The 26,979-nt window shown below is 74.7% G+C and carries 23 protein-coding genes, 1 tRNA gene and 2 pseudogenes; 22 read left to right on the forward strand and 4 right to left on the reverse strand.

The window, feature by feature from the left end:
- Positions 1-55: 55 nt before the first annotated feature.
- Both ACYVOF_RS09135 and ACYVOF_RS09140 read right to left on the reverse strand, forming a co-directional pair.
- Positions 56-1,084: a TerC family protein gene (locus ACYVOF_RS09135; protein ID WP_460865785.1), complete on the reverse strand. Its 1,029-nt coding sequence runs from the start codon at positions 1,082-1,084 to the stop codon at positions 56-58.
- A 130-nt stretch (positions 1,085-1,214) separates the two neighbouring features.
- Positions 1,215-2,402, reverse strand: coding sequence for a PucR family transcriptional regulator (locus tag ACYVOF_RS09140; protein WP_460865787.1), 1,188 nt, complete (start codon positions 2,400-2,402; stop codon positions 1,215-1,217).
- 69 nt (positions 2,403-2,471) lie between these two features.
- On the opposite strand from ACYVOF_RS09140, the gene ACYVOF_RS09145 reads away from it, so the two are divergent.
- Genes ACYVOF_RS09145 through hisI form a run of 6 tightly spaced genes read left to right on the forward strand, consistent with a single transcriptional unit; the run spans position 2,472 to position 6,008 of the window.
- Entirely contained in the window at positions 2,472-2,624 is a 153-nt protein-coding gene (locus tag ACYVOF_RS09145) for a hypothetical protein (RefSeq protein WP_460865789.1), read from the forward strand.
- Between the two features lie 21 nt (positions 2,625-2,645).
- Positions 2,646-3,302, forward strand: coding sequence for an imidazole glycerol phosphate synthase subunit HisH (gene hisH, locus ACYVOF_RS09150; RefSeq protein WP_460865790.1), 657 nt, complete (start codon positions 2,646-2,648; stop codon positions 3,300-3,302).
- A 24-nt stretch (positions 3,303-3,326) separates the two neighbouring features.
- On the forward strand, positions 3,327-4,061 hold the full coding sequence (gene priA / locus ACYVOF_RS09155) for a bifunctional 1-(5-phosphoribosyl)-5-((5-phosphoribosylamino)methylideneamino)imidazole-4-carboxamide isomerase/phosphoribosylanthranilate isomerase PriA (RefSeq protein WP_460865792.1): 735 nt from the start codon (positions 3,327-3,329) through the stop codon (positions 4,059-4,061).
- Positions 4,058-4,885: an inositol monophosphatase family protein gene (locus ACYVOF_RS09160; RefSeq protein WP_460865794.1), complete on the forward strand. Its 828-nt coding sequence runs from the start codon at positions 4,058-4,060 to the stop codon at positions 4,883-4,885. The genes priA and ACYVOF_RS09160 overlap by 4 nt, the downstream gene beginning before the upstream one ends.
- Complete coding sequence (hisF, locus tag ACYVOF_RS09165; RefSeq protein WP_460865796.1) at positions 4,882-5,655, forward strand: imidazole glycerol phosphate synthase subunit HisF; 774 nt, start codon at positions 4,882-4,884, stop codon at positions 5,653-5,655. Before ACYVOF_RS09160 ends, hisF begins: the two co-directional genes overlap by 4 nt.
- Positions 5,652-6,008, forward strand: a complete 357-nt coding sequence (gene hisI, locus ACYVOF_RS09170; RefSeq protein WP_460865798.1) for a phosphoribosyl-AMP cyclohydrolase — start codon at positions 5,652-5,654, stop codon at positions 6,006-6,008. The genes hisF and hisI overlap by 4 nt, the downstream gene beginning before the upstream one ends.
- Positions 6,009-6,134: 126 nt before the next feature.
- Here hisI and ACYVOF_RS09175 read toward each other — a convergent pair whose 3' ends face one another.
- A complete protein-coding gene (locus tag ACYVOF_RS09175; protein ID WP_460865800.1) occupies positions 6,135-6,590 on the reverse strand; it encodes a peroxiredoxin in 456 nt (151 codons plus the stop codon).
- 140 nt (positions 6,591-6,730) lie between these two features.
- On the opposite strand from ACYVOF_RS09175, the gene ACYVOF_RS09180 reads away from it, so the two are divergent.
- The 13 genes from ACYVOF_RS09180 (at position 6,731) to ACYVOF_RS09240 (ending at position 24,595) form a co-directional block, all read left to right on the forward strand.
- The gene (locus ACYVOF_RS09180; protein ID WP_460865802.1) at positions 6,731-8,017 is read left to right on the forward strand and encodes a class I SAM-dependent methyltransferase; all 1,287 of its coding nucleotides are present in this window, start codon (positions 6,731-6,733) and stop codon (positions 8,015-8,017) included.
- Between the two features lie 14 nt (positions 8,018-8,031).
- Positions 8,032-8,844: a DUF1295 domain-containing protein gene (locus ACYVOF_RS09185; protein WP_460865804.1), complete on the forward strand. Its 813-nt coding sequence runs from the start codon at positions 8,032-8,034 to the stop codon at positions 8,842-8,844.
- 38 nt (positions 8,845-8,882) lie between these two features.
- A complete protein-coding gene (locus ACYVOF_RS09190; protein ID WP_460865806.1) occupies positions 8,883-10,409 on the forward strand; it encodes an anthranilate synthase component I in 1,527 nt (508 codons plus the stop codon).
- Complete coding sequence (locus tag ACYVOF_RS09195; RefSeq protein WP_460865808.1) at positions 10,406-11,179, forward strand: TIGR02234 family membrane protein; 774 nt, start codon at positions 10,406-10,408, stop codon at positions 11,177-11,179. The genes ACYVOF_RS09190 and ACYVOF_RS09195 overlap by 4 nt, the downstream gene beginning before the upstream one ends.
- On the forward strand, positions 11,176-11,985 hold the full coding sequence (gene trpC / locus ACYVOF_RS09200) for an indole-3-glycerol phosphate synthase TrpC (RefSeq protein ID WP_460865810.1): 810 nt from the start codon (positions 11,176-11,178) through the stop codon (positions 11,983-11,985). Before ACYVOF_RS09195 ends, trpC begins: the two co-directional genes overlap by 4 nt.
- A gap of 82 nt (positions 11,986-12,067) precedes the next feature.
- A complete protein-coding gene (gene trpB, locus ACYVOF_RS09205; protein WP_460865873.1) occupies positions 12,068-13,363 on the forward strand; it encodes a tryptophan synthase subunit beta in 1,296 nt (431 codons plus the stop codon).
- A 35-nt stretch (positions 13,364-13,398) separates the two neighbouring features.
- Positions 13,399-14,172 (forward strand): tryptophan synthase subunit alpha, encoded by a 774-nt coding sequence (trpA, locus tag ACYVOF_RS09210; RefSeq protein ID WP_460865874.1) that lies wholly within the window; start codon positions 13,399-13,401, stop codon positions 14,170-14,172.
- The gene (gene lgt / locus ACYVOF_RS09215) at positions 14,169-15,173 is read left to right on the forward strand and encodes a prolipoprotein diacylglyceryl transferase (protein WP_460865811.1); all 1,005 of its coding nucleotides are present in this window, start codon (positions 14,169-14,171) and stop codon (positions 15,171-15,173) included. Before trpA ends, lgt begins: the two co-directional genes overlap by 4 nt.
- Positions 15,174-15,383: 210 nt before the next feature.
- On the forward strand, positions 15,384-19,973 hold the full coding sequence (gltB, locus tag ACYVOF_RS09220; protein ID WP_460865812.1) for a glutamate synthase large subunit: 4,590 nt from the start codon (positions 15,384-15,386) through the stop codon (positions 19,971-19,973).
- Entirely contained in the window at positions 19,966-21,465 is a 1,500-nt protein-coding gene (locus tag ACYVOF_RS09225) for a glutamate synthase subunit beta (protein ID WP_460865814.1), read from the forward strand. Before gltB ends, ACYVOF_RS09225 begins: the two co-directional genes overlap by 8 nt.
- Before the next feature lie 76 nt (positions 21,466-21,541).
- Positions 21,542-22,966 carry a pyruvate kinase gene (pyk, locus tag ACYVOF_RS09230; protein WP_460865815.1) on the forward strand — a complete coding sequence of 475 codons (1,425 nt, stop codon included), beginning with the start codon at positions 21,542-21,544 and terminating at the stop codon, positions 22,964-22,966.
- A 19-nt stretch (positions 22,967-22,985) separates the two neighbouring features.
- Entirely contained in the window at positions 22,986-23,882 is an 897-nt protein-coding gene (locus tag ACYVOF_RS09235) for an acyl-CoA thioesterase (protein WP_460865817.1), read from the forward strand.
- Between the two features lie 164 nt (positions 23,883-24,046).
- Positions 24,047-24,595, forward strand: coding sequence for an MmpS family transport accessory protein (locus ACYVOF_RS09240; protein WP_460865818.1), 549 nt, complete (start codon positions 24,047-24,049; stop codon positions 24,593-24,595).
- Between the two features lie 27 nt (positions 24,596-24,622).
- Here the strand turns inward: ACYVOF_RS09240 and ACYVOF_RS09245 are convergent.
- Positions 24,623-24,699 (reverse strand) — tRNA-Leu (locus tag ACYVOF_RS09245).
- 124 nt (positions 24,700-24,823) lie between these two features.
- Here ACYVOF_RS09245 and ACYVOF_RS09250 point away from each other — a divergent pair.
- The 3 genes and pseudogenes from ACYVOF_RS09250 to ACYVOF_RS09260 form a co-directional block, all read left to right on the forward strand.
- Positions 24,824-25,444, forward strand: coding sequence for an ANTAR domain-containing response regulator (locus tag ACYVOF_RS09250; RefSeq protein ID WP_460865820.1), 621 nt, complete (start codon positions 24,824-24,826; stop codon positions 25,442-25,444).
- Positions 25,445-25,646: 202 nt separating this feature from the next.
- Positions 25,647-26,186, forward strand: a pseudogene (locus ACYVOF_RS09255) (ABC transporter substrate-binding protein); the annotation flags it as partial.
- Positions 26,181-26,921, forward strand: a pseudogene (locus ACYVOF_RS09260) (ABC transporter substrate-binding protein); the annotation flags it as partial. The pseudogenes ACYVOF_RS09255 and ACYVOF_RS09260, both read left to right, overlap by 6 nt.
- Positions 26,922-26,979 lie beyond the last annotated feature (58 nt).

A 26,979-nucleotide genomic window follows, 5' to 3' on the forward strand; every position in this document is an offset into this window, starting at 1 on the left:
CCCACGGCCGAGCCCCCGACGACCGGGTGGTCGTCGGGGGCTCGCCGCGCCGGGTCTAGCGGGTGCGGTCGTCCGCGGTGGGCGCGTCCGACTCGTCGATCTCGGTCGCGTCCGGGGTGGTCTGCTCCTCGGGCGGCAGCGGCCGGGCCAGGCTGAGCCCGATCGAGCCGGCCAGCACCACCACGATCACCGCCAGGCTCACCAGCGAGGGGATCTCGGGGATCGAGGTCGAGAAGTTCTCGTGGCTGGCCTGCAGGATGAGCTTGACCCCGATGAAGGCCAGGATGATCGCGAGGCCCTTGCCGAGGTAGTGGAACTTGTCCAGCAGCCCGGCGAGCAGGAAGTACAGCGCCCGCAGGCCCAGGATCGCGAACGCGTTCGACGTGTAGACGATGAACGGGTCCGAGCTGACGGCCAGCACGGCGGGCACGGAGTCGACGGCGAAGACCAGGTCGGCGGCCTCGATCGCCACCACCACGGCCAGCAGCGGGGTGCCGTAGCGCTTGCCCGCCTCGCGGATGAAGAACTTGGTGCCGTCGTACTCGTCCTTCATCGGCACGACCTTGCGCATGGCCTTGAGCGCCAGCGACGTGCTCGGGTCGTAGTCGTCGTCCTCGCCCTTGATCAGCTTGTAGGCGCTGTAGAGCAGGATCGCCGCGAAGAGGAACAGCACGGGGGAGAAGCGCTCCACGACCTGCACGCCGAGGGCGAGGAAGACCGCGCGGAAGACCAGGGCGCCGATGACGCCGAAGAACAGCACGCGGTGCTGGTACTTCGCGGGCACCTTGAAGTAGGCGAAGATCAGCGCGAAGACGAACAGGTTGTCCACCGACAGGCTCTTCTCCAGCAGCCACGCGGTGAAGTACTGCACCCCTGCGTTCTCCCCGGTGCCCCCGACGGGGTCGACGACCACGGCGACGACGGCACCGAAGACCACGGCCAGGCCGACCCAGCCGACGCTCCACCAGGCGGCTTCCTTGAAGCCGATCGTGTGGTCGTCGCGGTGCGCCAGCAGGTCCACCGCCAGCGCGATGACCACGGTGGCGGCGAAGCCCACCCACAACCAGCTCGGGACGTCGTACACAGCAGCTCCTCTACGCGGGGACGGTTCGTGGCTCCCCCCAATCGTGACGGAGCGGACGGGCCGGCGCGGGGTCGGCGACGGGACGAGTTCGACCCACCCCCGTTGCCGACCGTCGGCAACGAGGCCCGCGTCAGACCCCGCCGAGCGGCACCTCGGGCCACCGCAGCAGCCGCGCGGCGAGGACGGCCGCGTGCAGCGCGAAGCGGTTCGCGGGGTCGGTGGGGTCGAGGTCGAGCAGCCCGCGCACCCGGGCCAGCCGGTAGGTCACCGCCCGCACCGACAGGTGCAGCCGGGCCGCGGTCTCGGTGGCCACCCCGCCCGTGGCGTAGTAGGCGTCCAGGGTCTCCAGCAGCGGCCCCGCCCCGCCCCGGGCCCCCGCCAGCGGGCCCAGCACGGTGCGCACCAGCTCGTCGACGGCGTCCCGGTCGCGCAGCAGCACCTGGTAGACGACGAGGTCGGCGGCGTCCACGACGGGGGTGTCGAGCCGCAGCCGGCCCGCCAGCTCCAGCGCGCCGCGGGCCTGCTCGTGGGAGACCCGCACCGACGTCGCCCCGGCGAGGCTGCGGCCCACCGCGGCCTGCCACGTCGCCGGAGAGCCGCCGCCGAGGACGCCTCGCAGCCGCTCCGCGACGAGCTCGACGCTGGCCTGGTCCGGGGCCGCGAACACGCACACCAGCAGGCCGTCGCGCACCACGACCAGCGGGTTCGCGTCCCCGTGGGCGCCCCCCAGGGCCCGCTCCAGCCGGCTGGGCACGCTCGAGGTGGCGGGGTCGTCGAAGGTGCGCTCGTGCCGGGCGACGAGCACGGCGTGCGGGCTGGTGAGGTCCACCCCGAGGTCGGCCGCCCGGCCCGCGGCCGACACCGCGTCCGGCCCCCCGGCCAGCAGCTTCTCCACCACCTCGCGGCGGGTGGCCTCCTGCTGCCGCGACAGGTCGTTGCGCGCCAGCTGGAAGCCCTCGGCCAGCGCGGCCACGGCGTCGTCGGCCGCCCGCAGCACCGCCAGGCCGGCGGCGCGCACCCGGGCGGCGTCGGACCCCGCCACCACGTCGAGCTGCTCCCAGAGCCGCCAGCACGCCGAGAGGTAGAGGTCGATCAGCGCGCGCAGCGGCACCCCGGCCAGCGCGGCGGCCGCGCCCCGCTCACCGCAGGCGGTCAGCTCGGCGCGCCGCAGCCGGCGCCCCGAGCTCGCGGCCTCGACGACGATGGGCAGGAACCGGCCCAGCAGCGCGGGGTCGACCCCACCCGCGTCGTCCGCCGCCCCGGCCGCGACCGCGGCGACCACGTCGTCGGGCGCCCCGGTGTCGCGCGCGCTCGTCACGGTCCCTCCCTGCCGGACCCGGGAAGCGGCGGGCCGACGGCCATCCTCGCACCCGTACCCTCGGCGACCGTGAGCACCGCGATCGTCGTCGTCCTCGTCCTGCTCGCCGGGTTCCTGGCCGGGGGCGCGTGGACGATGCGCACGACGTCCCGCCTGTTCGCCGCCGTCCTGGCCGTGCTCACCGCGCTCGCCCTCGCCGGTGCGGTGGCCTACCTGGTCTGAGCCCGGCCCTAGGCTGGGCCGGTGAGCAGAGCCACGGTCGCCGTCCTGGACTACGGGTCGGGCAACCTGCGCTCGGCCGTGCGGGCCCTCGAGCGGACCGGGGCGCAGGTGACGCTGACGGCCGAGCCGGCGGTGGCGCTGGCCGCGGACGGCCTCGTCGTCCCCGGGGTGGGCGCCTTCGCCGCCTGCATGGCCGGGCTGCGCGCGGTCCGGGGCGACCGCATCATCGGCGAGCGCCTCGCCGGGGGCAGGCCCGTGCTCGGCATCTGCGTCGGCATGCAGGTGCTCTTCAGCTCCGGGGTGGAGTTCAGCCCCGCCTCGGGCGCGGACGAGGCCGCCCGGGGGTGCGACGAGTGGCCCGGCACCGTGGAGCGGCTGCAGGCGCCCGTGCTGCCCCACATGGGGTGGAACACCGTCGACGCCCCCGCCGGCTCGGCGCTGTTCGCCGGCCTGGACGCGGCCACCCGCTTCTACTTCGTGCACTCCTACGGGGTGCGCCGCTGGGAGATGGAGTCCTCCGGCCCGCTGCGCGCACCGCTGCTGACCTGGGCGACCCACGGCGAGCCGTTCCTGGCCGCGGTGGAGAACGGGCCGCTGAGCGCCACCCAGTTCCACCCCGAGAAGTCGGGCGACGCCGGGGCCGTGCTGCTGGGGAACTGGGTGGGCTCGCTGGGCTGAGCGGCCCGACTAGGGTTGGCCCACGTGACCCTGGAGCTGCTCCCCGCCGTCGACGTCGCCGAGGGCAAGGCCGTCCGCCTCGTCCAGGGGGAGGCGGGCAGCGAGACCGACTACGGCTCCCCGCTCGACGCCGCCCTGCAGTGGCAGGCCGACGGGGCGCAGTGGGTGCACCTGGTCGACCTCGACGCCGCCTTCGGCCGCGGCAGCAACCGGGAGCTGCTGGCCGAGGTCGTCGGCCGCCTCGACGTCGCCGTCGAGCTCTCCGGCGGCATCCGGGACGACGCCTCGCTCGACGCCGCCCTGGCCACCGGCTGCCGCCGGGTCAACCTGGGCACGGCCGCGCTGGAGGACCCCACGTGGTGCGCCTCGGCCATCGCCCGGCACGGCGACCGGGTGGCCGTCGGCCTCGACGTCCAGCTCGTCGACGGCGCGCACCGGCTCAAGGCCCGGGGCTGGGTCAGCGACGGCGGCGAGCTGTTCGACGTCCTGGCCCGCCTCGACCGGGACGGCTGCGCCCGCTACGTCGTCACCGACGTCACCAAGGACGGCACGCTGACCGGGCCCAACCTCGAGCTGCTGGCGCAGGTCTGCGCGGCGACCGACGCCCCCGTTGTCGCCTCCGGTGGGGTGTCCACCCTGGACGACCTGACCGCGCTGGCGACCATGGTGGGCACCGGCGTCGAGGGCGCGATCGTCGGCAAGGCGCTCTACGCGGGGCGGTTCACCCTGCCCGAGGCCCTCGCCGCGGTGCGGGCGTGAGCGGGCTGGACCTGCCGGGCCTGGTCGCCGAGGCGTCCGCCCTGCTCGACTCCGTCACCGACCGGTTCACCGCCGGGGTTGGCGCGCCGAGCGCGAAGGCCAAGGGGCCCACGGACTTCGCCACCGCCGTCGACCTCGAGCTGGAGCGCACCCTGGGCGCGCAGCTGACCGAGCGCACCGGGATCGCGGTGCACGGCGAGGAGTTCGGCGGGCCCGACCTGCGCTCCGGCACCGCCTGGGTGCTCGACCCGGTGGACGGCACCGCCAACTACTCCGCCGGCATGCCGCTGGCCGGCATCCTGCTCGCGCTCGTGCACGACGGGCAGCCGGTGGCGGGGCTGACCTGGCTGCCGCTGCTGGGCGAGCGCTACACCGCCGTCGAGGGCGGGCCCCTGCTGCGCGACGGCGAGGCGCTGCCCCCGCTCGCCCCGGCCACCCTGGCCGAGGTGACCACGGTCATCGGCTCGCTCGACCTGCGCGCGCGGGGCGCCTACCCCGGCCCCTTCCGGTACGCGGTGATGGGCTCGCTGTCCCAGGCGTGCCTGCGGGTGCGGCTGCTCGGGGCGACGGGGGTCGACCTGGCGTGGACGGCCGCCGGGGTGCTGGGCGGCTCGGTCACCTTCGGCCACCACCCCTGGGACAACGCCGCGGGCGTGTGCCTGGTGCGGGCCGCCGGGGGCGTGGTCACCGACCTGGCCGGGCAGCCGTGGCGCATCGACTCCCCGTCGGTGCTCGCCGCGTCCCCGGGGGTGCACGACGAGCTGCTGGCGCTGCTGGCCGAGGTGGGCGAGCCCCGGGACGTGGGCCCGGCGGTGCCGGCGTGAGCCTGGCCGTGCGCGTCATCCCCTGCCTCGACGTCGACGCCGGCCGGGTGGTCAAGGGCGTCAACTTCGAGAACCTGCGCGACGCCGGGGACCCGGTCGAGCTCGCGGCGCTCTACGACGCCCAGGGGGCCGACGAGCTGACGTTCCTCGACGTCACCGCCTCCTCCGGCGGGCGGGCCACCATGCTCGACGTCGTCGCCCGCACCGCCGAGCAGGTCTTCATCCCGCTCACCGTGGGCGGCGGGGTGCGCACCGCGGCCGACGTCGACACCCTGCTGCGCGCCGGCGCGGACAAGGTCAGCATCAACACCGCGGCCATCGCCGTGCCCGAGCTGCTGCGCGAGCTCTCCGAGCGGTTCGGCTCGCAGTGCATCGTGCTCTCCGTCGACGCGCGCACCGTGCCCGCCGGCGCGGCGCCCACCGCGTCGGGCTGGGAGGTCACCACCCACGGCGGGAAGCGCGGCACCGGCATCGACGCCGTCGGCTGGGCCGTGCGCGGCGCCGAGCTCGGGGTGGGGGAGGTCCTGCTGAACTCGATGGACGCCGACGGCACCAAGGCCGGCTTCGACCTGCGGATGCTCCGGGCCGTGCGGGCGGCGGTCACCGTGCCCGTGATCGCCAGCGGCGGGGCGGGGGCCGTCGAGCACTTCCCGCCGGCCGTCGCCGCGGGCGCCGACGCGGTCCTCGCGGCCAGCGTGTTCCACTTCGGCGAGCTCACCATCGGGCAGGTCAAGGACGCGATGCGCGCGGAGGGGGTGGTGGTGCGGTGAGCCTGGACCCGGAGGTCGCGGCGCGCCTGACGCCGAACGCCGACGGCCTCGTCGCGGCCGTCGCGCAGCAGCGGGGGACCGGCGAGGTGCTCATGGTGGCGTGGATGGACTCCGAGGCGCTGGACCGCACCCTGCGCACCCGCCGGGCCACCTACTGGTCGCGCTCGCGGCAGGAGTACTGGGTCAAGGGCGCCACCTCGGGGCACACCCAGCACGTGCACGAGGTGCGCCTGGACTGCGACGGCGACACCGTCCTGCTCACGGTCGACCAGGTGGGCGCGGCGTGCCACACCGGCGACCGCACGTGCTTCGACGCCGACGTGCTGCTGGCCCCGGAGCAGCCCCCGTCCTAGCGGTCAGTCGCGCAGCGACTGCACCAGCATCGCGATGACGAGCGCGACCACGACCAGGATGGTCAGTCCGACGACGACGAGCCCGACGATCTCCATGGGGCCAGTGTGGCAGACCGCGGCCGGGCCTCAGCCGCGCAGGGCGGCGAGGGCGTCGTCGGCGTGGTGGCGGGGCTTGCGCTCCCCGGTGACCACGGTGCGGACCGTCCGGTCCGGGTCGATGACGAAGGTGCGCCGCTGCACCGGTCCGACCTTGCCGAGCAGGCCGGACCGCTTGACCCCGAACTGCGCCGCCACCGTCCCCTCCGGGTCGGCCAGCAGCGGGAACTCCAGGGAGTGGGCGTCGGCGAACTGCCGCTGGGTGCCCACCTCGTCGGGGCTGCAGCCGACCACGGTAGCGCCGGTGCCGGCGAACGCGTCGGCGAGGTCCCGGAAGCGGCACGCCTCGGCCGTGCAGCCGTTGGAGGACGCGATGGGGAAGAAGAACAGCACCACCGGCCCGTCCGCCAGCAGCGCGCTCAGCCGCCGCGGCGTGCCCGTCTGGTCCACCAGCTCGAAGTCCGGCGCCGTCCCACCCTGCTCCACGCCTGGTCACGCTAGCCGGTGAACCGCTGCGGGTCCCACCCCCGTTCACCCAGGAGAGCCTGCCCCCGCGGCAGACTGCCCCCGACGGGCGCGGCGCCGCCGCGGCTCACCCGTCACCCCCACCCCGCAGAGGAGTCGTCGTGGCCGGTGCCGCACCGAGGTTGTCCGCCCTGCTCAACGAGGTCGCCGGGACGGACCTGCCGCTGCGCCTGCGCTGCTGGGACGGCTCCGAGGCCGGCCCCGCCGACGCCCCCGTCCTCGTCGTCCGGTCGCGGCGCGCGCTGCGCCGGCTGCTGTGGCAGCCCGACGAGCTGGGCTTCGCGCAGGCCTACGTGGCCGGGGAGCTCGACATCGAGGGCGACATGACCGCCGCGATCCAGCACTTCTGGGGCGTGGTGCGCGAGCGCGGGCTGGCGAAGCCCGAGCTCGGCGCACGCCGCGTGGTCAAGGCCGCGGGCACCGCGCTGCGCCTCGGCGCGCTGGGCCCCAAGCCGCCCGCCCCGGGCGAGGAGGCCCGGCTCAAGGGCCTGCTGCACTCGAAGGACCGCGACCGCGAGGCCATCAGCCACCACTACGACCTGTCCAACGAGTTCTACGAGCTGCTGCTCGACGAGCACGTCGCCTACTCCTGCGGGTACTGGACGCAGCCCCCCGGCACCCCGGGCTACACCGTGCACGAGGCGCAGACCGACAAGCTCGACCTGGTCTGCCAGAAGCTGGGCCTGCAGCCCGGCCAGCGCCTGCTCGACGTGGGCTGCGGCTGGGGCTCGATGATCCTGCACGCCGCCGAGCACTACGGCGTGCACGCCACCGGCGTCACCATCTCCCGCGAGCAGCGTGACTTCATCGAGAAGCGGGTTGCCGAGCGGGGTCTGGGCGAGAAGGTCACCGTGCGGCTGCAGGACTACCGCGAGGTGGCCGACGGCCCCTACGACGCGATCAGCACCATCGAGATGGGCGAGCACGTCGGGGCGAAGAACTACGACGTCTACACCGGCACCCTGTTCCGCCTGCTCAAGCAGGAGGGACGGCTGCTGCTGCAGCAGATGTCGCGGGACGGGGCGCCCGGCGGCGGCGCGTTCATCGAGAGCTACATCGCCCCCGACATGACGATGGTCCCGCTGGGCACCACGGCGAACAACATCGAGCGCGCCGGGTTCGAGATCCGCGACGTGCACGTGATGCGCGAGCACTACGTGCACACCATCCGGGCGTGGCTCGACACCTTCGAGTCCCGTTTCGACGAGGTCGTCGAGATGATCGGCGAGGCGCAGTCACGGGTGTGGCGGCTCTACATCGTCGGCAGCGCGCTGGCCTTCGAGGAGAACCGGATGGGCGTCGACCAGTTCCTCGCGGTGAAGCCGGCCGCCGACGGCACGTCCGGGCTGCCGCTGACCCGTGACGGCTGGTCCGTCACCGCGCGGTAGACGAGACTCCCGCCGTGGCCTCCGTCGGATCGATCCTGCTCACCCTGCTGGCCGCCGCCCTCGCGGTCGTGGTCCTGTTCACCGCCACCTTCTTCTGGGCCCGCGCCGCGGGCAAGCACGCCGTGGTCGACGTGGTCTGGGGTCCGGGGTTCGTGCTCGTCGCTCTGGTCTCCGCCCTCGTCGCCGACGGGGCGCCGTGGCGGCGCGTCCTGCTGCTGGTGCTCGTGGCCGCCTGGGGCCTGCGGCTGGGTGGGCACATCTTCCTGCGCAGCCGCGGCAAGGGGGAGGACCCCCGCTACGCCGACATCCTGGCCGAGGCGGACGGCGACCCGGAGCGGCACATGGTCCGCAAGGTCTACCTGCCCCAGGCGCTGGTCATGCTGGTGGTTTCGCTGCCCGTGACTGTGGGCATGGCCAGCACCGGGGGCGGGTTCGTCGCGGGCGCGCTCGTGGTGCTCGGCCTGCTGGTGTGGGGCACCGGGCTGTTCTTCGAGGCCGTCGGCGACCACCAGCTCGAGCAGTTCAAGGCCGACCCCGCCAACAAGGGCACGGTCATGGACTCTGGGCTGTGGCGCTTCACCCGCCACCCCAACTACTTCGGCGACTTCGCCGTCTGGTGGGGCGTGTTCCTCGTCGCGCTCGGCAGCCCGTGGGTGTTGCTCACCGTCGTCGGCCCGGCGCTGATGAGCCGGCTGCTGATGAAGACCACCGGCAAGGAGCTCATGGAGAAGCACATGAGCTCCCGCGAGGGCTACGCCGAGTACGTCGAGCGGACCAGCGGCTTCTTCCCGCTGCCCCCGGGCAGCGGCCCGGCCCGCGCCACCTGAGGCCGGGACGTGGGCGGCGGGCTGGGACACTGGGCCCCATGCCCGCCCCGCTCGGAGTGACCAGCCCCGCGCTCGAGGAGTTCCGCGCCCTCGCCGCCGAGCACCGCGTGGTGCCCGTGACCCGCCGCCTGCTGGCCGACGCCGAGACCCCGGTCTCGGCCTACCGCAAGCTCGCAGGCGACCGGCCCGGCACGTTCCTGCTCGAGTCCGCGGAGAACGGCCGCTCCTGGTCGCGGTGGTCGTTCGTCGGCGCGGGCAGCGCGGCCGCGCTCACCGTGGTCGACGGCGAGGCGGTGTGGCAGGGCGCGGTGCCCGCCGGTGCCCCTACGGGGGGTGACCCGCTGGCGGTGCTGCGGGAGACGTGCGAGCTGCTGCGCTCCGAGCGGCTGCCGGGCCTGCCCCCGCTGACCGGGGGGATGGTCGGCTACCTCGGCTACGACGTGGTCCGCCGGGTGGAGCGGCTGCCCGAGACCGCGACCGACGACCTGCAGCTGCCCGAGCTGGTGATGCTGCTGGCCACCGACCTGGCCGCCGTCGACCACCACGAGGGCACCATCACCCTCATCGCGAACGCGGTGAACTGGGACGGCTCCGACGACCGCGTCGACGAGGCCCACGCCGACGCCGTCGCCCGGCTCGACGCGATGGCCGCCCGGCTGGAGGCCCCCGCCGCCTCGACCGTCACCCGGTTCGACACCCCCGAGCCCCGGTTCCACCGGGCCCGCACCTCCGCCGAGCACTGCGCGGGTGTGCGCTCGCTGGTCGGGGAGATCGAGGCGGGCGAGGCGTTCCAGGTGGTGCTGAGCCAGCGCTTCGAGATGGCCACCGAGGCGGACCCGCTCGACGTGTACCGGGTGCTGCGCGCCTCGAACCCCAGCCCGTACATGTACCTGCTCAAGGTGCCCGACGGGGCGGGCGGCACCGCCTTCGACGTGGTCGGGTCGAGCCCGGAGGCCCTCGTCACCGTGGTCGACGGGGCGGCGACGACCCACCCCATCGCCGGCACCCGGTGGCGCGGGCGCGACGTCGAGGAGGACGTGCTGCTGGAGAAGGAGCTGCGCGCCGACGAGAAGGAGAACGCCGAGCACCTCATGCTCGTCGACCTCGGCCGCAACGACCTGGGCCGGGTGTGCGCGCCCGGCTCGGTCAAGGTCACCCAGTACCGGCACGTGGAGCGCTACAGCCACGTCATGCACCTGGTCTCGACGGTGGTCGGCCGGCTGGCCCGCGGCCGCAACGCCCTCGACGCGGTGCTCGCCTGCTTCCCGGCGGGCACGCTCTCCGGCGCGCCCAAGCCGCGGGCGATGGAGCTCATCGAGGCCCACGAGCCGACCCGGCGCGGCCTCTACGGCGGCATCGTCGGCTACCTGGACTTCTCCGGCGACGCCGACACCGCCATCGCCATCCGCACCGCCGTGGTCAAGGACGGCACGGCCTACGTGCAGGCGGGCGGGGGCGTGGTGGCCGACTCCGACCCCGAGGCCGAGGACACCGAGAGCCGCAACAAGGCCCTGGCCGTGCTGGCCGCGGTGGCCGCCGCGGGCACCATGCGGGCCCCGCGGTGAGGAGCCGGGTCGGCGCCGCCTGCCTGGCGCTCGTCGTCGCGGCCGCCGTGCTGTGGTCCTCCTCGCGGGTGACGTGGGTGACGGCGACCGCCAGCGACGACCTGCGCGGCACCCGCACCGCAGGCCTGGCCGGGTCGACCTGGGCGGCGGGCACGGTGCCGCTCGCGCTGGCGCTGCTGGCGGCCGTGGCCGCGGTGCTCGCGGTGCGCGGCTGGGCCCGGCGGGTGGTCGCCGTGCTGGTGGCCCTGGTCGGGGTGGGCGCCTGCCTGCCCGCGGTCTCGCTGCTCACCCAGGGCCCGGACGACGCGGTCGCGGCGTCGCTGCTCGACCCGCCCGCCGCCGCGGCCGCGGTGACGGCCTCCACGGGGGCGGCCGGGCCGGTGCTGGCGCTGCTCGCCGCCGCGGTCGCGGTGCTCGCCGCCGTCCTGCTGCTGCGCGTCGAGCGCACCGGCGGGGGTCTCTCCACCCGTTACCAGACCCCCGGCGCGCGCCGGGCGAGCGCGCGCGAGCAGGTGGGCGGCGGGGACGCGGGCCCCCGCGACCCGGCCGCCGCGGCCGCCGTCACCGAGCGCGTCCTCTGGGACGCGCTCGACGCGGGGGAGGACCCGACCGCGGACCCCGAGCCGGTCGCGCCCGGTGACGGTGCTGCGCCGGACGAGGGGGGCGACCGAGACCCAGGTCACCCGCGGTCTAGGCTGGGCCGCGATCGAGGGGGCGCCGATCGAGGCGCCGCCGACGACGGCCGGCGGGGGGGACCTGGGGCACCATGAGCGTTCTGGACTCCATCATCGAGGGCGTGCGCGCCGACATGGCCGAGCGCGAGGCCGTGCGCGACCTGGCCGCCGTCAAGGCCGCCGCCGCCGCCGCGTCACCCGCGCGTGACGCCATGGCCGCGCTGCGCACGCCGGGCATCGCCGTCATCGCCGAGGTCAAGCGCAAGAGCCCGTCGAAGGGCCCGCTGGCCGAGATCGGCGACCCGGCCGACCTCGCCCGGCAGTACGAGGCCGGGGGCGCGCGGGCCATCAGCGTGCTCACCGAGCAGCGCCGGTTCGGCGGCTCGCTGGCCGACCTCGACGCCGTGCGCGCGGCCGTGGACGTGCCCGTGCTGCGCAAGGACTTCGTCGTCAGCCCCTACCAGGTGCACGAGGCCCGGGCGCACGGCGCCGACCTCGTGCTGCTCATCGTGGCGGCGCTGGAGCAGAACGTGCTGGCCGCCCTGCTCGACCGTGTCGAGTCCCTCGGCATGACCGCGCTGGTCGAGGTGCACACCGAGGCCGAGGCGGACCGGGCCCTGCTGGCCGGGGCCAAGGTCATCGGGGTCAACGCCCGCAACCTCAAGACCCTCGAGGTCGACCGCACCAGCTTCTCCCGCATCGCCCCCGGGCTGCCGTCGGAGGTCGTCACCGTGGCCGAGTCCGGGGTGCGGGGCACCGCGGACCTGCTCGCCTGCGCCCGCGCCGGGGCCGACGCCGTGCTCGTCGGCGAGGGCCTGGTCACCAGCGGGGACCCCCGCGCCGCCGTCTCCGACCTGGTCACCGCCGGCTCGCACCCGTCCTGCCCCAAGCCCGCGCGCTGACCCACCGGGGCCCGCGGTCGGCTCGGGGCGCGTGGGGGACACTGGGGGCGTGACCGCCACCGACACCCCCACCGCGAGCACGCTGCCGCGGGCCAGCGAGGGCCTGCAGCACCGCAGCACCCACGAGCCCGACGACACCGGCCACTTCGGCGACTACGGCGGCCGGTTCGTCCCCGAGGCGCTGGTGGGTGCCCTGGAGGAGCTGACCGTCGCCTACGAGAAGGCCCGGGTGGACCCGGGGTTCCTCGCCGAGCTCGACCGGCTGCAGCGCGACTACACCGGCCGTCCCTCGCCGGTGTTCGAGGCGAGCAGGCTGGCCGAGCACGCCGGCGGCGCACGGCTGCTGCTCAAGCGGGAGGACCTCAACCACACCGGGTCCCACAAGATCAACAACGTGCTCGGCCAGGTGCTGCTGACCAAGCGGATGGGCAAGACCCGCGTCATCGCCGAGACCGGGGCCGGGCAGCACGGCGTCGCCACCGCCACCGCGTGCGCGCTGCTGGGCCTGGAGTGCGTGGTCTACATGGGCAAGGTCGACACCGAGCGCCAGGCGCTGAACGTGGCCCGGATGCGGCTGCTGGGGGCCGAGGTCGTCGCCGTCGAGACCGGCTCGGCGACCCTCAAGGACGCCATCAACGAGGCGCTGCGCGACTGGGTCAGCCACGTCGACGAGACGCACTACTGCCTGGGCACGGTGGCCGGGCCGCACCCGTTCCCGGTGATGGTCCGCGACTTCCACCGCGTCATCGGCCTCGAGGCGCGCGCCCAGCTGCTCGCCGACCACGGCGGCCTGCCCGACGCGGTCGTCGCCTGCGTCGGCGGCGGGTCCAACGCGATCGGCATCTTCCACGCCTTCCTCGACGACACCGACGTCCGGCTCGTCGGCTGCGAGCCCGGCGGCGACGGCACCGACACCGCGCGGCACGGCGCCACGCTCACCATGGGCAGCCCGGGCGCGCTGCACGGCGCGATGAGCTACCTGCTGCAGGACGCCGACGGGCAGACCTCGGAGTCGTACTCCATCTCCGCGGGCCTGGACTACCCGGGCGTCGGCCCCGAGCACTCCCTGCTCAAGGACCTCGGGCGGGCGGAGTACGTGGCCGTCACCGACGCCGAGGCCATGGCCGCCTTCCGGCTGCTGTGCCGCACCGAGGGCATCATCCCGGCCATCGAGTCCGCCCACGGCATCGCCGGGGCGCTGGCCCTGGGCCGCGAGCTCGGGCCGGGCGCCACGATCCTGGTCAACCTCTCCGGGCGCGGGGACAAGGACGTCGACACCGCCGCCCGCTACTTCGGGGTCGTCGACGAGGAGCACCTCGACCACCCCACCCCCAACCCGGAGGACGGGCCGGGGTCGGGCGCGGGGGAGCAGCTGTGAGCGGGCGCGACCGCTCCGGCGAGCGGCTGGCCCCGATGTTCGCCCGGTGCCGCGCCGAGGACCGCGCGGCCCTGGTGGGCTACCTGCCCGCGGGCTACCCCGACGTCGACACCAGCGCCGAGCTCATGGTCGCGATGGTCGAGGCGGGGGTCGACCTCGTCGAGGTCGGCGTGCCCTACTCCGACCCGGTGATGGACGGGCCCACCGTGCAGGGCGCCGCGGAGACCGCGCTGCGGGCGGGCTTCCGGCTGCGCGACGTGCTCACCGTGGTCGGCCGCGTCGCCGACGCGGGCGGACGGGCCGTGGTCATGTCGTACTGGAACCCGGTGCTGCGCTACGGGGTCGACGCCTTCGCCCGCGACCTCGCCGCGGCGGGCGGGCTGGGCCTGATCACCCCGGACCTGGTGCCCGACGAGGCCGGGGGCTGGCTCGCCGCCTCCGACACCCACGGCCTGGACCGCATCTTCCTGCTCGCCCCCTCCTCCAGCGAGGAGCGGGTGGACTCCACCGCCGAGGTCTCCCGCGGCTTCGTCTACGCCGCCTCGACGATGGGGGTCACCGGAGCCCGCGACGCCGTCTCCAGCGCCGCGCCCACCCTCGTCGAGCGCATCCGCCGCCACTCCGACGTGCCCGTCGGCGTCGGCCTCGGCATCCGGTCCCGCGAGCAGGCCGCCGAGGTCGCCGGGTACGCCGACGCGGTCATCGTCGGCTCCGCCCTGGTCACCGCGGCCGCCGACGGCCCCGCGGCGGTGGGGGCGCTGGTCGGCGAGCTCGCCGAGGGTGTGCGGGCCGCGGCGGTCGCCCCGTGAGCGGCCCGACGACCGTGCTGGCCTCGTTCCCGGCGCCCCCGCAGGGCGTGTGGGACCTCGGCCCGGTCCCGCTGCGGGCCTACGCCCTGTGCATCATCGCCGGGATCGTCGTGGCCATCTGGTGGGGCGACAAGCGTTGGGTGGCGCGCGGCGGGGCCCCGGGTGCGGTCGCCGACGTCGCCGTGTTCGCCGTCCCGTTCGGCCTCGTGGGCGGCCGGCTCTACCACGTCGCCACCGACTGGCGGACCTACTTCGGCCCCGGCGGGCACCCCGTCGACGCCCTGAAGATCTGGCAGGGCGGCCTGGGCATCTGGGGCGCGGTGCTGCTCGGCGGGGTCGGCGCGTGGATCGCGTGTCGCCGCCGCGGCATCCCGCTGCCCGCCTTCGGCGACGCGATCGCCCCCGGCATCGTCGTGGCGCAGGCCATCGGCCGGCTCGGCAACTACTTCAACCAGGAGCTCTACGGCGGCCCGACCACGCTGCCGTGGGGCATGGCCATCTACCCCCGGCTGGACGCGGCCGGGCGGGTCGACGACCTCAACGGGGTGGTCCCCGACGGGGCCGCGCCGCTGGCGGTGGTGCACCCCACGTTCCTCTACGAGCTGCTGTGGAACCTGGTGGTCGCGGCCGTCGTGGTGTGGGCGGACCGGCGCTTCCGGCTCGGGCACGGCCGCGCCTTCGCGCTCTACGTGGCGGGCTACTGCGTGGGCCGCTTCGGCATCGAGCTGATGCGGACCGACCCGGCGACGATGGTGCTGGGGCTGCGGATCAACGTCATCACCGCCACGGTCGTCTTCCTCGCCGCCGCGCTCTACGTGTGGCGCGCCCCGCGCGGCCGGGAGGACCCGGCGACCCTCGGCGGGCCCGCTGCCGAGGACGACGAGCCGGGGGACCACGAGCCCGGGGACCGCGAGCCCGGGGACGAGTCGGGGGCCCAGGAGCCGGGGGAGACCGCCGCGCGGCGCGACCCGGTCGGGTCGAAGGACCCGCCCCGGGGCTGAGACGGACGTCGCACCGACTGGCCGGGTCGGGGCACCGGCCCCAGACTTCTCACCGGGGCCCACCGACGTGCCCCGCTGCTAGTCTGCCTCCACCGCGCACGCCCGTGACCAGCCCGTGCGTGCTGCTCCACCCGCTCGACCCAGCAGCCAGAACCCCTGCTCGACCCCCACGGGCCACCGGCGTCCCGACGGACCCACGTGGAGGTACGCGTGCTCTTCTCCTCGACCCCCCAGGCCCAGGGTCTCTACGACCCGGCGAACGAGGCCGACTCCTGCGGCGTCGCGATGGTCGCCGACCTCAAGGGCCGCAGCACCCACGGCATCGTCTCCGACGGCCTGACCGCGCTGGCCAACCTGGAGCACCGGGGCGCCGCGGGCGCCGAGCCCACCAGCGGCGACGGCGCCGGCATCCTCGTCCAGCTGCCCGACGCGCTGCTGCGGGCGAGCGTCGACTTCCCGCTGCCCGAGCCGGCCGACGACGGCAGCCACCGCTACGCCGCCGGGCTGTGCTTCCTGCCCACCGACCCCGCCACGCGCGACGCGGCCCGCGCCCGGGTCGAGGAGATCGCCGCGGAGGAGGGGCTCGACGTCCTGGGCTGGCGCCACGTCCCCACCGACCCCGACGGCGCCGGCATCGGCCCCACCGCGCTGGCCTGCATGCCGCACATGGACCAGGTGTTCGTCACCGCGCACCGCGCCGAGGGCGACGACCCCGCCGCGGCCCCGTCGGGCGTGGCCCTGGACCGCCTCGCCTTCTGCCTGCGCAAGCGCGCCGAGCACACCACCGAGGCGACGACCCGGGCGGGCACGGCCGTCTACTTCCCGTCGCTGTCCTCGCGCACGATGGTCTACAAGGGGATGCTCACCACCGCGCAGCTGCCGGCGTACTTCCCCGACCTGCACGACGAGCGCTTCGCCAGCGCCATCGCCCTGGTCCACTCCCGCTTCTCGACGAACACGTTCCCCTCGTGGCCGCTGGCGCACCCGTTCCGCTACGTCGCGCACAACGGCGAGATCAACACCATCCGCGGCAACCGCAACCGCATGCGCGCCCGGGAGGCGCTGCTGCACAGCGACCTCGTCCCCGGCGACCTGCAGCGGCTCTACCCCATCTGCACGGCCGACGCGTCGGACTCCGCCTCGTTCGACGAGGTGCTCGAGCTGCTCCACCTCGGGGGCCGCTCCCTGCCGCACGCGGTGCTGATGATGGTGCCGGAGGCCTGGGAGAACAACCCGGGCATGGACCCCGCCCGGCGCGCCTTCTACCGCTTCCACGCCTCGGTGATGGAGGCCTGGGACGGCCCCGCGTGCGTCACCTTCACCGACGGCACCGTCGTCGGCGCGGTGCTCGACCGCAACGGGCTGCGCCCGGGCCGCTGGTGGCAGACCGCGGACGACCGCGTGGTGCTGGCCAGCGAGTCCGGCGTGCTCGACGTGCCCGCCGACCAGGTCGTCGCCAAGGGCCGGCTCAACCCGGGCCGGATGTTCCTCGTCGACACCGCCGAGGGCCGGATCGTGGGCGACGACGAGGTCAAGGGCGCGCTCGCCGCCGAGCACCCGTACGAGGAGTGGCTGCACGCCGGCCTGCTCTCCCTCGACGAGCTGCCCGCCCGGCCCGGCGTCACCACCACCCACGACTCGGTGGTGCGCCGGCAGGTGGTGTTCGGCTACACCTCCGAGGAGCTGGGGATGCTGCTCACCCCGATGGCGTCCTCGGCGCAGGAACCGATCGGGTCCATGGGCACCGACACCCCGGTCGCGGTGCTCTCGCAGCGCCCGCGGCTGCTCTACGACTACTTCACCCAGCTCTTCGCCCAGGTGACCAACCCCCCGCTGGACTCCATCCGCGAGGAGATCGTCACCTCGCTGGCCCGCGTGATGGGCCCGGAGCAGAACCTGCTGGCCCCCGGGCCCGCCTCGGTCCGGCAGATCGTGCTGCCGTGGCCCGTGCTGGACAACGCGGCGCTGTCGAAGATCGTGCACATCGACGACGACGGCGACCAGCCCGGCCTGCGCGCCGTGGTGCTGCCCGCCCTGTTCGAGGTCGGCCGCGGCGGCGAGGGCCTGGCCGACGCGCTGGCCCAGCTGCGGGCGACCGCGTCGGAGGCCATCGCCGGCGGGGCGCGCACCCTCGTCATCTCCGACCGCGACTCCGACCACCGGCTGGCCCCCATCCCGTCGCTGCTGGCCGTCTCCGCGGTGCACCACCACCTGGTGCGCACCCGGGAGCGCACCCGCACCGCGCTCGTCGTCGAGTCCGGCGACGCCCGCGAGGTCCACCACGTCGCGCTGCTCATCAGCTTCGGGGCCGCGGCCGTCAACCCCTACCTCGCGTTCGAGACCATCGCCGACCTCGTCGAGCGCCGCGAGTTGCGCGGCCTGGAGAAGACCACCGCGGTCCAGCACTACCTCACGGCGCTGGGCAAGGGCGTGCTCAAGGTGATGTCGAAGATGGGCATCTCCACCGTCGGGTCCTACACCGCCGCGCAGATCTTCGAGGCCGTGGGCCTGGACCGCGACGTGGTGGCCGAGTACTTCACCGGCACCACCAGCCAGCTCGGCGGGGTGGGCCTCGACGTCCTCGCCGAGGAGGTGCGGCTGCGCCACCGCCGCGCCTACCCGGAGAACCCCACCGACCGCGTGCACCGCACCCTCGAGGTCGGCGGCGAGTACGCCTTCCGCCGCGAGGGCGAGCTGCACCTGTTCACCCCCGAGACGGTGTTCCTGCTGCAGCACGCCACCAAGACCGGGCAGCACGAGGTGTACCGCAAGTACACCGCGGAGGTGGAGCGGCTGGCGGCCGAGGGCGGCACCCTGCGCGGGCTGTTCCGGCTCAAGACCGAGGACCGCACGCCGGTGCCGCTGGAGGAGGTCGAGCCCGTCGAGGCCATCGTCACCCGGTTCAACACCGGCGCCATGAGCTACGGCTCCATCTCCGCCGAGGCCCACGAGACCATGGCCGTGGCCATGAACCGGCTGGGGGCGCGCTCCAACTCCGGCGAGGGCGGCGAGGACACCGAGCGGCTGCACGACCTGACGCGGCGCTCCGCCGTCAAGCAGGTCGCCTCCGGCCGCTTCGGGGTGACCAGCGACTACCTGGTCAACGCCACCGACATCCAGATCAAGATGGCGCAGGGGGCCAAGCCCGGCGAGGGCGGCCAGCTGCCCGCGTACAAGGTGTACCCGTCCATCGCCAAGACGCGGCACTCGACGCCCGGGGTGGCGCTGATCAGCCCGCCGCCGCACCACGACATCTACTCCATCGAGGACCTCGCCCAGCTCATCCACGACCTGAAGAACGCCAATGCCGACGCCCGCATCAACGTCAAGCTCGTCAGCGCCGTCGGCGTGGGCACGGTGGCGGCCGGGGTGAGCAAGGCCCACGCCGACGTGGTCCTGGTCTCCGGGCACGACGGCGGCACCGGGGCCAGCCCGCTGACCTCGCTCAAGCACGCCGGCACGCCGTGGGAGATCGGCCTGGCCGACACCCAGCAGACCCTGGTGCTCAACGGCCTGCGCGACCGCATCACCGTGCAGGTCGACGGGGCGCTGCGCACCGGTCGCGACGTCGTCGTCGGCGCGCTGCTCGGCGCCGAGGAGTACGGCTTCTCCACCGCCCCGCTCATCGTGGCCGGCTGCATCATGATGCGCGTCTGCCACCTCGACACCTGCCCCGTCGGCGTGGCCACGCAGAACCCCGAGCTGCGCAAGCGGTACACGGGCAAGCCGGAGTTCGTCGAGGAGTTCTTCCGCTTCGTCGCCGGCGAGGTCCGCGAGCTGCTCGCCGAGCTCGGGTTCCGCAGCCTCGACGAGGCCGTCGGGCACGCCGAGCTGCTCGACACCGACGGCGCGGTGGCGCACTGGAAGAGCCGGGGCCTGGACCTGAGCCCGATCTTCGCCGTCACCACCGGCAGCGACCCGGACGCGGCGCGGCGACGCACCCGCGGCCAGGACCACGGCCTCGACGAGGCCCTGGACCAGACGCTGCTGCAGCTGGCCGACGCCGCGCTGGAGGACGCCCACGAGGTGCGCCTCGAGCTGCCGGTGCGCAACGTCAACCGCACCGTGGGGACGCTGCTGGGGGCCGAGGTCACCCGGCGGTTCGGTGCCGAGGGCCTGCCCGACTCGACCGTGACCGTCGAGCTGACCGGGTCCGCGGGCCAGTCGCTGGGGGCGTTCCTGCCGCCGGGGATCACGCTGCGGCTCACCGGGGACGCGAACGACTACGTGGGCAAGGGCCTCTCCGGCGGGCGCGTCGTCGTCACCACCGACCCCGCGGCCGGGTTCGTCCCGGAGGAGCAGGTCATCGCGGGCAACACGCTGCTCTACGGGGCGACCTCGGGCGAGGCGTTCCTGCGCGGCCGGGTCGGCGAGCGGTTCTGCGTGCGCAACTCCGGGGCGACCGCGGTGGCCGAGGGCGTGGGGGACCACGCCTGCGAGTACATGACCGGAGGCCGCGTGGTGGTGCTGGGCCCGACCGGGCGCAACGTCGCGGCGGGCATGTCCGGGGGCATCGCCTACGTCCTGGACCTCGACGCCGGCCTGGTCAACACCGCCATGGTCAGCCTCGACCCGCTGGACGACGACGACCGGGAGTTCCTGGCGCGCACGCTGTCCGACCACGAGCGCTGGACCGGCTCCACGGTGGCGCGGCGGCTGCTGGCTGACTGGGACGCCGGTGCGGCCCGGTTCACCAAGATCATGCCCACCGACTACGCCCGGGTGCTCGAGGCGACCCGCTCGGCCGAGGCGGACGGGCGCGACGTGGAGCAGGCGATCATGGAGGCGGCTCGTGGCTGACCCGTTCGGATTCCTCGAGGTCGAGCGCGCGGAGGCGGCCAAGCGGCCCGTCGACGAGCGCGTCGGCGACTGGCGGGAGGTCTACATCGACCTCCCGCTCGACCAGCTGCACCGCGAGACCGCCGAGCAGGCGACCCGCTGCATGGACTGCGGGATCCCGTTCTGCCACAGCGGCAGCGCCGGCTGCCCGCTGGGCAACCTGATCCCGGAGTGGAACGACCTCGTGCGCCGCGACCGGTGGGACGCGGCGACCGAGCGGCTGCACGCGACGAACAACTTCCCGGAGTTCACCGGGCGGCTGTGCCCCGCGCCGTGCGAGGCGGCCTGCGTGCTGTCGATCTCCGACGCCACCGGCGGCCCCGTCACCATCAAGCGGGTCGAGCAGGCCATCGCCGACTCCGCCTGGGCCACCGGGACCGTCACCCCGCAGCCCCCCGCCGTGCGCACCGGCCGCAGCGTCGCCGTCGTGGGGTCCGGCCCCGCGGGCCTCGCCGCCGCCCAGCAGCTGACCCGCGCCGGCCACGACGTGACCGTCTACGAGCGCGACGACCGGCTCGGCGGGCTGCTGCGCTACGGCATCCCCGAGTTCAAGTTGGAGAAGCACGTCCTCGACCGCCGGCTCGCCCAGCTGCGCGACGAGGGCACCCGCTTCGTCACCGGCGTCGAGGTCGGGGTGGACCTCACCGTCGACGCGCTGCGCTCCCGGCACGAGGCCGTGGTGCTGGCCGTCGGCGCGCTCGCCGGCCGCGACGACCCGGAGCTGCCGGGCCGCGACCTGACGGGCGTGCACCTGGCCATGGAGCACCTGGTGCCCTCGAACCACGAGCGGGAGGGCGACGGGCCCACCACGATCGACGCCGCCGGGCGCCACGTCGTCATCATCGGCGGCGGGGACACCGCGGCCGACTGCCTCGGCACGGCGCACCGCCAGGGTGCCGCCTCGGTGCTGCAGCTCGACCAGTATCCCGAGGCCCCCGAGACCCCGGACCGCGAGCGGTCCCCGTGGCCGGTGTGGCCGGTGCTGCTGCGCAGCTACCCCGCCCACGCCGAGGGCGGGCAGCGCCAGTTCTCCGTCGCCGTGCAGGAGTTCCGCGGCGACGACTCCGGCCACGTCCGCTCCATGGTGCTCAGCGAGGTCGAGGTGACCCGCGAGGACGGCCGCCGCGTGGTCACCCCCGTCGGCGAGCCCGAGGAGCTGCCCTGCGACCTGGCCCTGCTGGCCATCGGCTTCGAGGGCGTGGAGCCGATGGCGCTGCTCGACGGTCTCGGCCTGGAGCGCACCCCGCGGGGCTCGCTGTGGTGCGGACCCGACTGGCAGACCGCGGCCCCGGGCGTCTTCGTCTGCGGCGACGCCCACCGCGGCGCGTCGCTGGTGGTGTGGGCCATCGCCGAGGGCCGCTCGGTGGCCCACGCCGTGGACACCTACCTCACCGGGGAGTCCGACCTGCCCTCCCCGGTGCACCCCACGGCCCTGCCGCTCGCCGTGGTGTGACCCGCGCGGCAGCGGGTGACCTGCGCCTCTTGATCGGTCCCGACGGGGTGCCGGGGCAGGACTACGCTCCACAGACGTGAACCGTCGCGCGAAGATCGTCTGCACCATGGGTCCCGCCGTCAGCTCGGCGGAGCAGGTGCGCCAGCTCGTCGACTGCGGCATGGACGTCGCCCGCCTGAACTTCAGCCACGGCACCCACGCCGACCACGAGCGGATGTACCGACGGGTGCGCGAGGCCTCGGACGCCTCGGGCCACGCGGTGGGGGTCCTGGCGGACCTGCAGGGCCCCAAGATCCGGCTCGGCACGTTCGCCGACGGCCCCGTCACGTGGGCCACGGGCGAGGAGGTGCGGGTCACCGTCGCCGACGTCGAGGGCACCCACGACCGGGTGTCCACCACGTACGACAAGCTCGCCGAGGACGCCGTGGTCGGCGACCGGCTGCTCGTCGACGACGGCAAGGTCGGGCTCACCGTCACCGCGGTCGAGGGCGACGACGTGGTCTGCCGGGTCACCGAGGGCGGCCCGGTCAGCGACCACAAGGGACTGTCGATGCCCGGGATGAACGTCTCGGTGCCCGCGATGAGCGAGAAGGACACCGCCGACCTGGAGTTCGCGCTGCGCCTCGGCGTCGACTTCATCGCCCTGTCGTTCGTCCGCTCGCCGGCCGACGTCGAGCTCGTGCACGCGGTCATGGACCGGGTCGGCTCGCGGCGGCTGCCCGTCATCGCCAAGCTCGAGAAGCCCGAGGCCGTCGACAACCTCGAGGCCATCGTGCTGGCCTTCGACGCCGTCATGGTCGCGCGGGGCGACCTCGGCGTGGAGCTGCCGCTCGAGGAGGTGCCGCTGGTGCAGAAGCGGGCCATCCAGATCGCCCGGGAGAACGCCAAGCCCGTCATCGTGGCCACGCAGATGCTCGAGTCGATGATCACCAACTCCCGGCCCACCCGGGCCGAGGCCTCCGACGTCGCCAACGCGGTGCTCGACGGCGCCGACGCGGTGATGCTCTCGGGCGAGACGTCGGTGGGGAAGTTCCCCATGGAGACGGTCCGCACCATGGGCCGCATCGTGCGGGCGGTGGAGAACGAGTCCACCGTGGTGCCCCCGCTGAACCACGTGCCGCGGACCAAGCGCGGCGTGCTGTCCTACGCGGCCCGCGACATCGGCGAGCGGCTCAACGCCGTCGCGCTCGTCGCCTTCACCCAGTCCGGGGACACCGTGCGCCGGCTCGCCCGGCTGCACACCGACATCCCGCTGCTCGCCTTCACCCCCGAGCCCGGGGTGCGCAGCCAGCTGGCCATGACGTGGGGCACCGAGACGTTCCTGGTGCCGAGCTTCGACTCCACCGATGCGATGGTGCAGCAGGTCGACCAGGCCATGCTCGAGCTCGGCACCTACGCCCGCGGCGACCTCGTCGTCATCGTGGCCGGGTCGCCGCCCAAGACCGTCGGCTCGACCAACCTCATCCACGTCCACCGCCTCGGCGAGGACGACCACCGGTGACCCGGGCGCGGTCGCGGCCGTGAGGCAGCCCCTGGTGGGCCAGCCCGCCCTGGACCTGCTGGTGTCGATCCTCGACCTCGAGCAGGTCGACGACGACCACTTCCGCGGCGTCAGCCCGACGCCGTCGCCCACCCGCGTCTTCGGCGGCCAAGTGGCGTCGCAGGCCCTCGTGGCCGCGGCCCGCACCGTGCCCGACGACCGCGCCGTGCACTCGCTGCACTCCTACTTCATCCGGGGCGGGGACCCGCGCCTGCCCATCGACTTCCACGTGCAGCGGGTGCGGGACGGGCACGGTTTCACCACCCGCCGGGTCGACGCGGTGCAGCGCGGCGAGGTCGTGTTCACCCTGTCCGCCTCGTTCGCCCGCGGCGGCGCCGGGCCCGAGCACGCCGCACCCATGCCGGACGTGGCCCCGCCCGAGGAGCTGCCCAGCCTGGCCGAGCGGTTCGCCGGCCACGAGCACCTCAGCGCGCTGGCCGCGGTCGCCCGGCTCAACCGCCCCGTGGACGTCCGCTACGTCGACGACCCGCCCTGGGCCGCGCACGGCACGAGCCGCCCGCTCGGCCGCACCCAGGTGTGGATGCGGCCCGACGGCGTGCTGCCGGACTCGTCCGTGCTGCGGGTGTGCGTGCTGGCCTGGGCCTCGGACCTCACCCTGCTCGACGCGGTGCTCGCCGCCCACGGGTTGTACTGGGGCGTCGACCGGGTGATGGGGGCGAGCCTGGACCACGCGATGTGGTTCCACCGCACCCCGCCCGCGGGGGAGTGGGTGCTCTACGACTGCGAGTCCCCGGCCGCCGGCGGCTCGCGCGGGCTGGCGCTGGGCCGGTTCTTCGCCCGGGACGGCACGCTGCTCGCCACCACCGTCCAGGAAGGGCTGCTGCGGGTGCCGGGGCAGGGCACAGCGGCACCGTGACCGCGCCACCACCACCACCGCCCTGGGGACCGGGGTCGTGGCCGCCGCCGGGCCCGCCCCCGGGAGGCCATGGGCCCCACGGGCCGACGGCTGCGCTGCCGGGGCAGCCCGGCTACGGCGGCGGGCCCGTTCGCCCGGCCCCCGCCCACCTCGGTCCGGCCTGGGTGGCCGCCGCACCGCCGGGTGCCGCGCCGCCGCCCCCGGGGGGCCCGCCGCGCTGGGTGCCCGCCGTCGTCGCCGCGGTGCTCGTCGTGCCCGTGGTCGTCGTCGGGGCCGTCCTCGTCGTCCGGGGCACCGGCGGCACCGGCCCGTCCGCCGCGCCCGCGGTCACCAGCGCCGCCACCGCTCCTCCCACCACCCCCCGCTCCACCGCGCCCCGCCCGGCGCCGACGGGGGGCGCAGAGCCCACCCTGCCCACCCTGCCCGGGCCCACCGCCGGACCCGGCTCCCAGGTCACCTACGAGGTCACCGGCACCGCGACGGGCGTCTCGCTCGTGCTGGCGGGGCCGTCCGGGGAGATCACCACCACCCCGGTCGGCGCGCTGCCCTACACCTCCAGCTTCACCGCCGGGCCGGGCTTCCTGCTCGCGACGCTGAGCGCCACGGGCACCGGCGGGGACCTGAGCTGCCGCATCACCGTCGACGGCGCGGTCGTGGCGCAGGACACCGCCGCCGGCGGGGTCGTCGCGCTCGCCCTGTGCTCGGCGTTCTGACGACCGCTCCGGGGCGCCGCGGTGGTGTGGTGCCCCCGGTCGGGTTCGAACCGACGCTGGACGGGTTTTGAGTCCGTTGCCTCTGCCAGTTGGGCTACGGGGGCGGGCCGCGACCACCTTAGACAGCGCGGCCGGCCCACCCGCGCGGAGCGTCCGCGCCGCTAGTCTGGTCCCCGGCCCCCCGCCACCCGCGGGTCCGGCCACCCGCCAGACCAGGAGGACCCACCGGTGACCCAGGACGCCGTCGCGACCAGCCCGACCAAGCGGGTGCTCGTCGCCGAGGACGAGGCGCTGATCCGGCTCGACCTCGTCGAGATGCTCCGCGAGGAGGGCTACGACGTCGTCGGGCAGGCGGTCGACGGGCAGGACGCGGTCGAGCAGGCCCGGGAGCTGCGGCCCGACATGGTGATCATGGACGTCAAGATGCCCCGTCGCGACGGGATCGACGCGGCCTCCGAGATCGCCGCGGAGCGCATCGCCCCGGTCGTCATCCTCACCGCGTTCAGCCAGCGCGAGCTCGTCGAGCGCGCGCGGGACGCCGGCGCCATGGCCTACCTCGTCAAGCCGTTCTCCAAGGCCGACCTGGTGCCCGCCGTCGAGCTGGCCGCGAGCCGCTTCGCCGAGGTTGCCGCGCTGGAGGGCGAGGTCGCCGACCTCACCGAGCGGCTCGAGACCCGCAAGGTGGTGGAGCGGGCCAAGGGGGCGCTGATGGAGTCGCAGTCGCTCAGCGAGCCGCAGGCGTTCCGGTGGATCCAGCGGGCCGCGATGGACCGTCGCACGACGATGAGGGCCGTCGCCCAGGCCGTGCTCGACAGCCTCGAGGCGGCGCCGGGGGACACCGTCCGCTGAGCCCGTGTGACGGCCGTGGGTCGGCGCGTCACAGTCTCGCAACGAGCGGGCACGGGTCTCGTGCCGGGCACCAAGATCGGTCTACGGTCACCCGACACCCGTGGTGGGCGTGCTTCCGTGCGCCCACCGCACCCGCAATCACAAGGAGACTTTGGTGGCTGATCGCACCCTGCTCAGGGCCGCAGCTGTCGTCGGTGCGCTGAGCGTCGCGCTCGTCGGCTGCAGCAGCTCGGACAGCTCGTCCGGTGGCTCGACGGACACGTCCGCCGCCGCGGCCAGCGGCAAGTTCGTCTACGGCGTCGACGGCAACATGGGCAACGCGCTGGGCGAGGGCCTGCCCGCGGGCCTTCTCGCCGGCATGAAGGGCACCACCCCGCTCACCGACACCGGCAAGGACTTCCAGGACCGCCTGAAGGGCGTCAACCCGAGCCTGGTCGACTTCAACTACTCCGGTGAGTCCTACGACGCGGTCGTCATCTCCGCGCTCGCCGCGGTGCAGGCCAAGTCCACCGCGGGCACCGCCATCGCGGCGAACATCAACTCCGTCACCGAGGGCGGGCAGAAGTGCACCTCCTTCCAGGAGTGCCTGCCCCTGGCCAAGGCCGGGACCGACCTCGACTACGACGGCGTCACCGGCCAGCTGGCCTTCAACGCCGCCGGCGAGCCCACCGTCGGCTCGTACGGGGTGCTGAAGTTCAACGACCAGAACCAGACCGAGGACCCGACGTTCACCGTCGTGGGTGACCCGAACAACCCGACCCCGCTGGACTGCACCCCGGAGACGGCCACCGCCGGCGCCCCGGTCACCACCCCGCTCAAGGTCGGCACCCTGCTGCCCGACACCGGCAGCCTCGCCTTCCTCGGCCCCCCCGAGGTCGCGGGTGTCCAGCTCGCGATCAACGACGTCAACTCCGCCGGCGGCGTGCTCGACCAGCCCGTCCAGCTCGACCAGGGCGACTCCGGTGACACCACCACCGACACCGCGAACCAGACCGTCGACCGCGAGCTCGCGGCGGGCGACCAGGTCATCGTCGGTGCGGCCTCGTCCTCGGTCTCGCTGAAGGTCGTCGACAAGATCGCCACCGCGGGCACGGTCATGTTCTCCCCGGCCAACACCTCCGACCAGTTCACCTGCTACGCCGACAAGGGGCAGTACTTCCGCACCGCCCCGGCCGACACCCTGCAGGCGCAGGCGCAGGCCCAGCTGATCACCGGTGACGGCGTCCAGCGGCTCTCCATGCTCGCCCTGAACGACCCGTACGGCACCGGTCTCGCGGCCAACATCCGCAAGAACCTCACCGCCGCCGGCATCCCGGACGACCAGATCCAGACGGTCATCTACGACCCGAACGCGCAGTCCTTCAACGCCGAGGTCGACCAGGTCAAGCAGTTCAACCCGGACGGCATCGTCGTGATCGGCTTCGACGAGTCCAAGAAGATCCTCACCCGCATGGCCGAGGTGGGCATCGGCCCGTCGGCCAGCAAGTAGCACCCCCCGCGGTGCCGACGCACCGCTGATCGACCCGCTCACCACC

The organism is Rhodococcus aerolatus (assembly GCF_054783215.1).

Bases quoted from the DNA above. Each gene is read 5' to 3' on its own strand.
- ACYVOF_RS09190 (WP_460865806.1), top strand. From the start codon at position 8,883: ATGCCCGCCCCGCTCGGAGTGACCAGCCCCGCGCTCGAGGAGTTCCGC.
- trpC (WP_460865810.1), top strand. From the start codon at position 11,176: ATGAGCGTTCTGGACTCCATCATCGAGGGCGTGCGCGCCGACATGGCC.
- trpA (WP_460865874.1), top strand. From the start codon at position 13,399: ATGTTCGCCCGGTGCCGCGCCGAGGACCGCGCGGCCCTGGTGGGCTAC.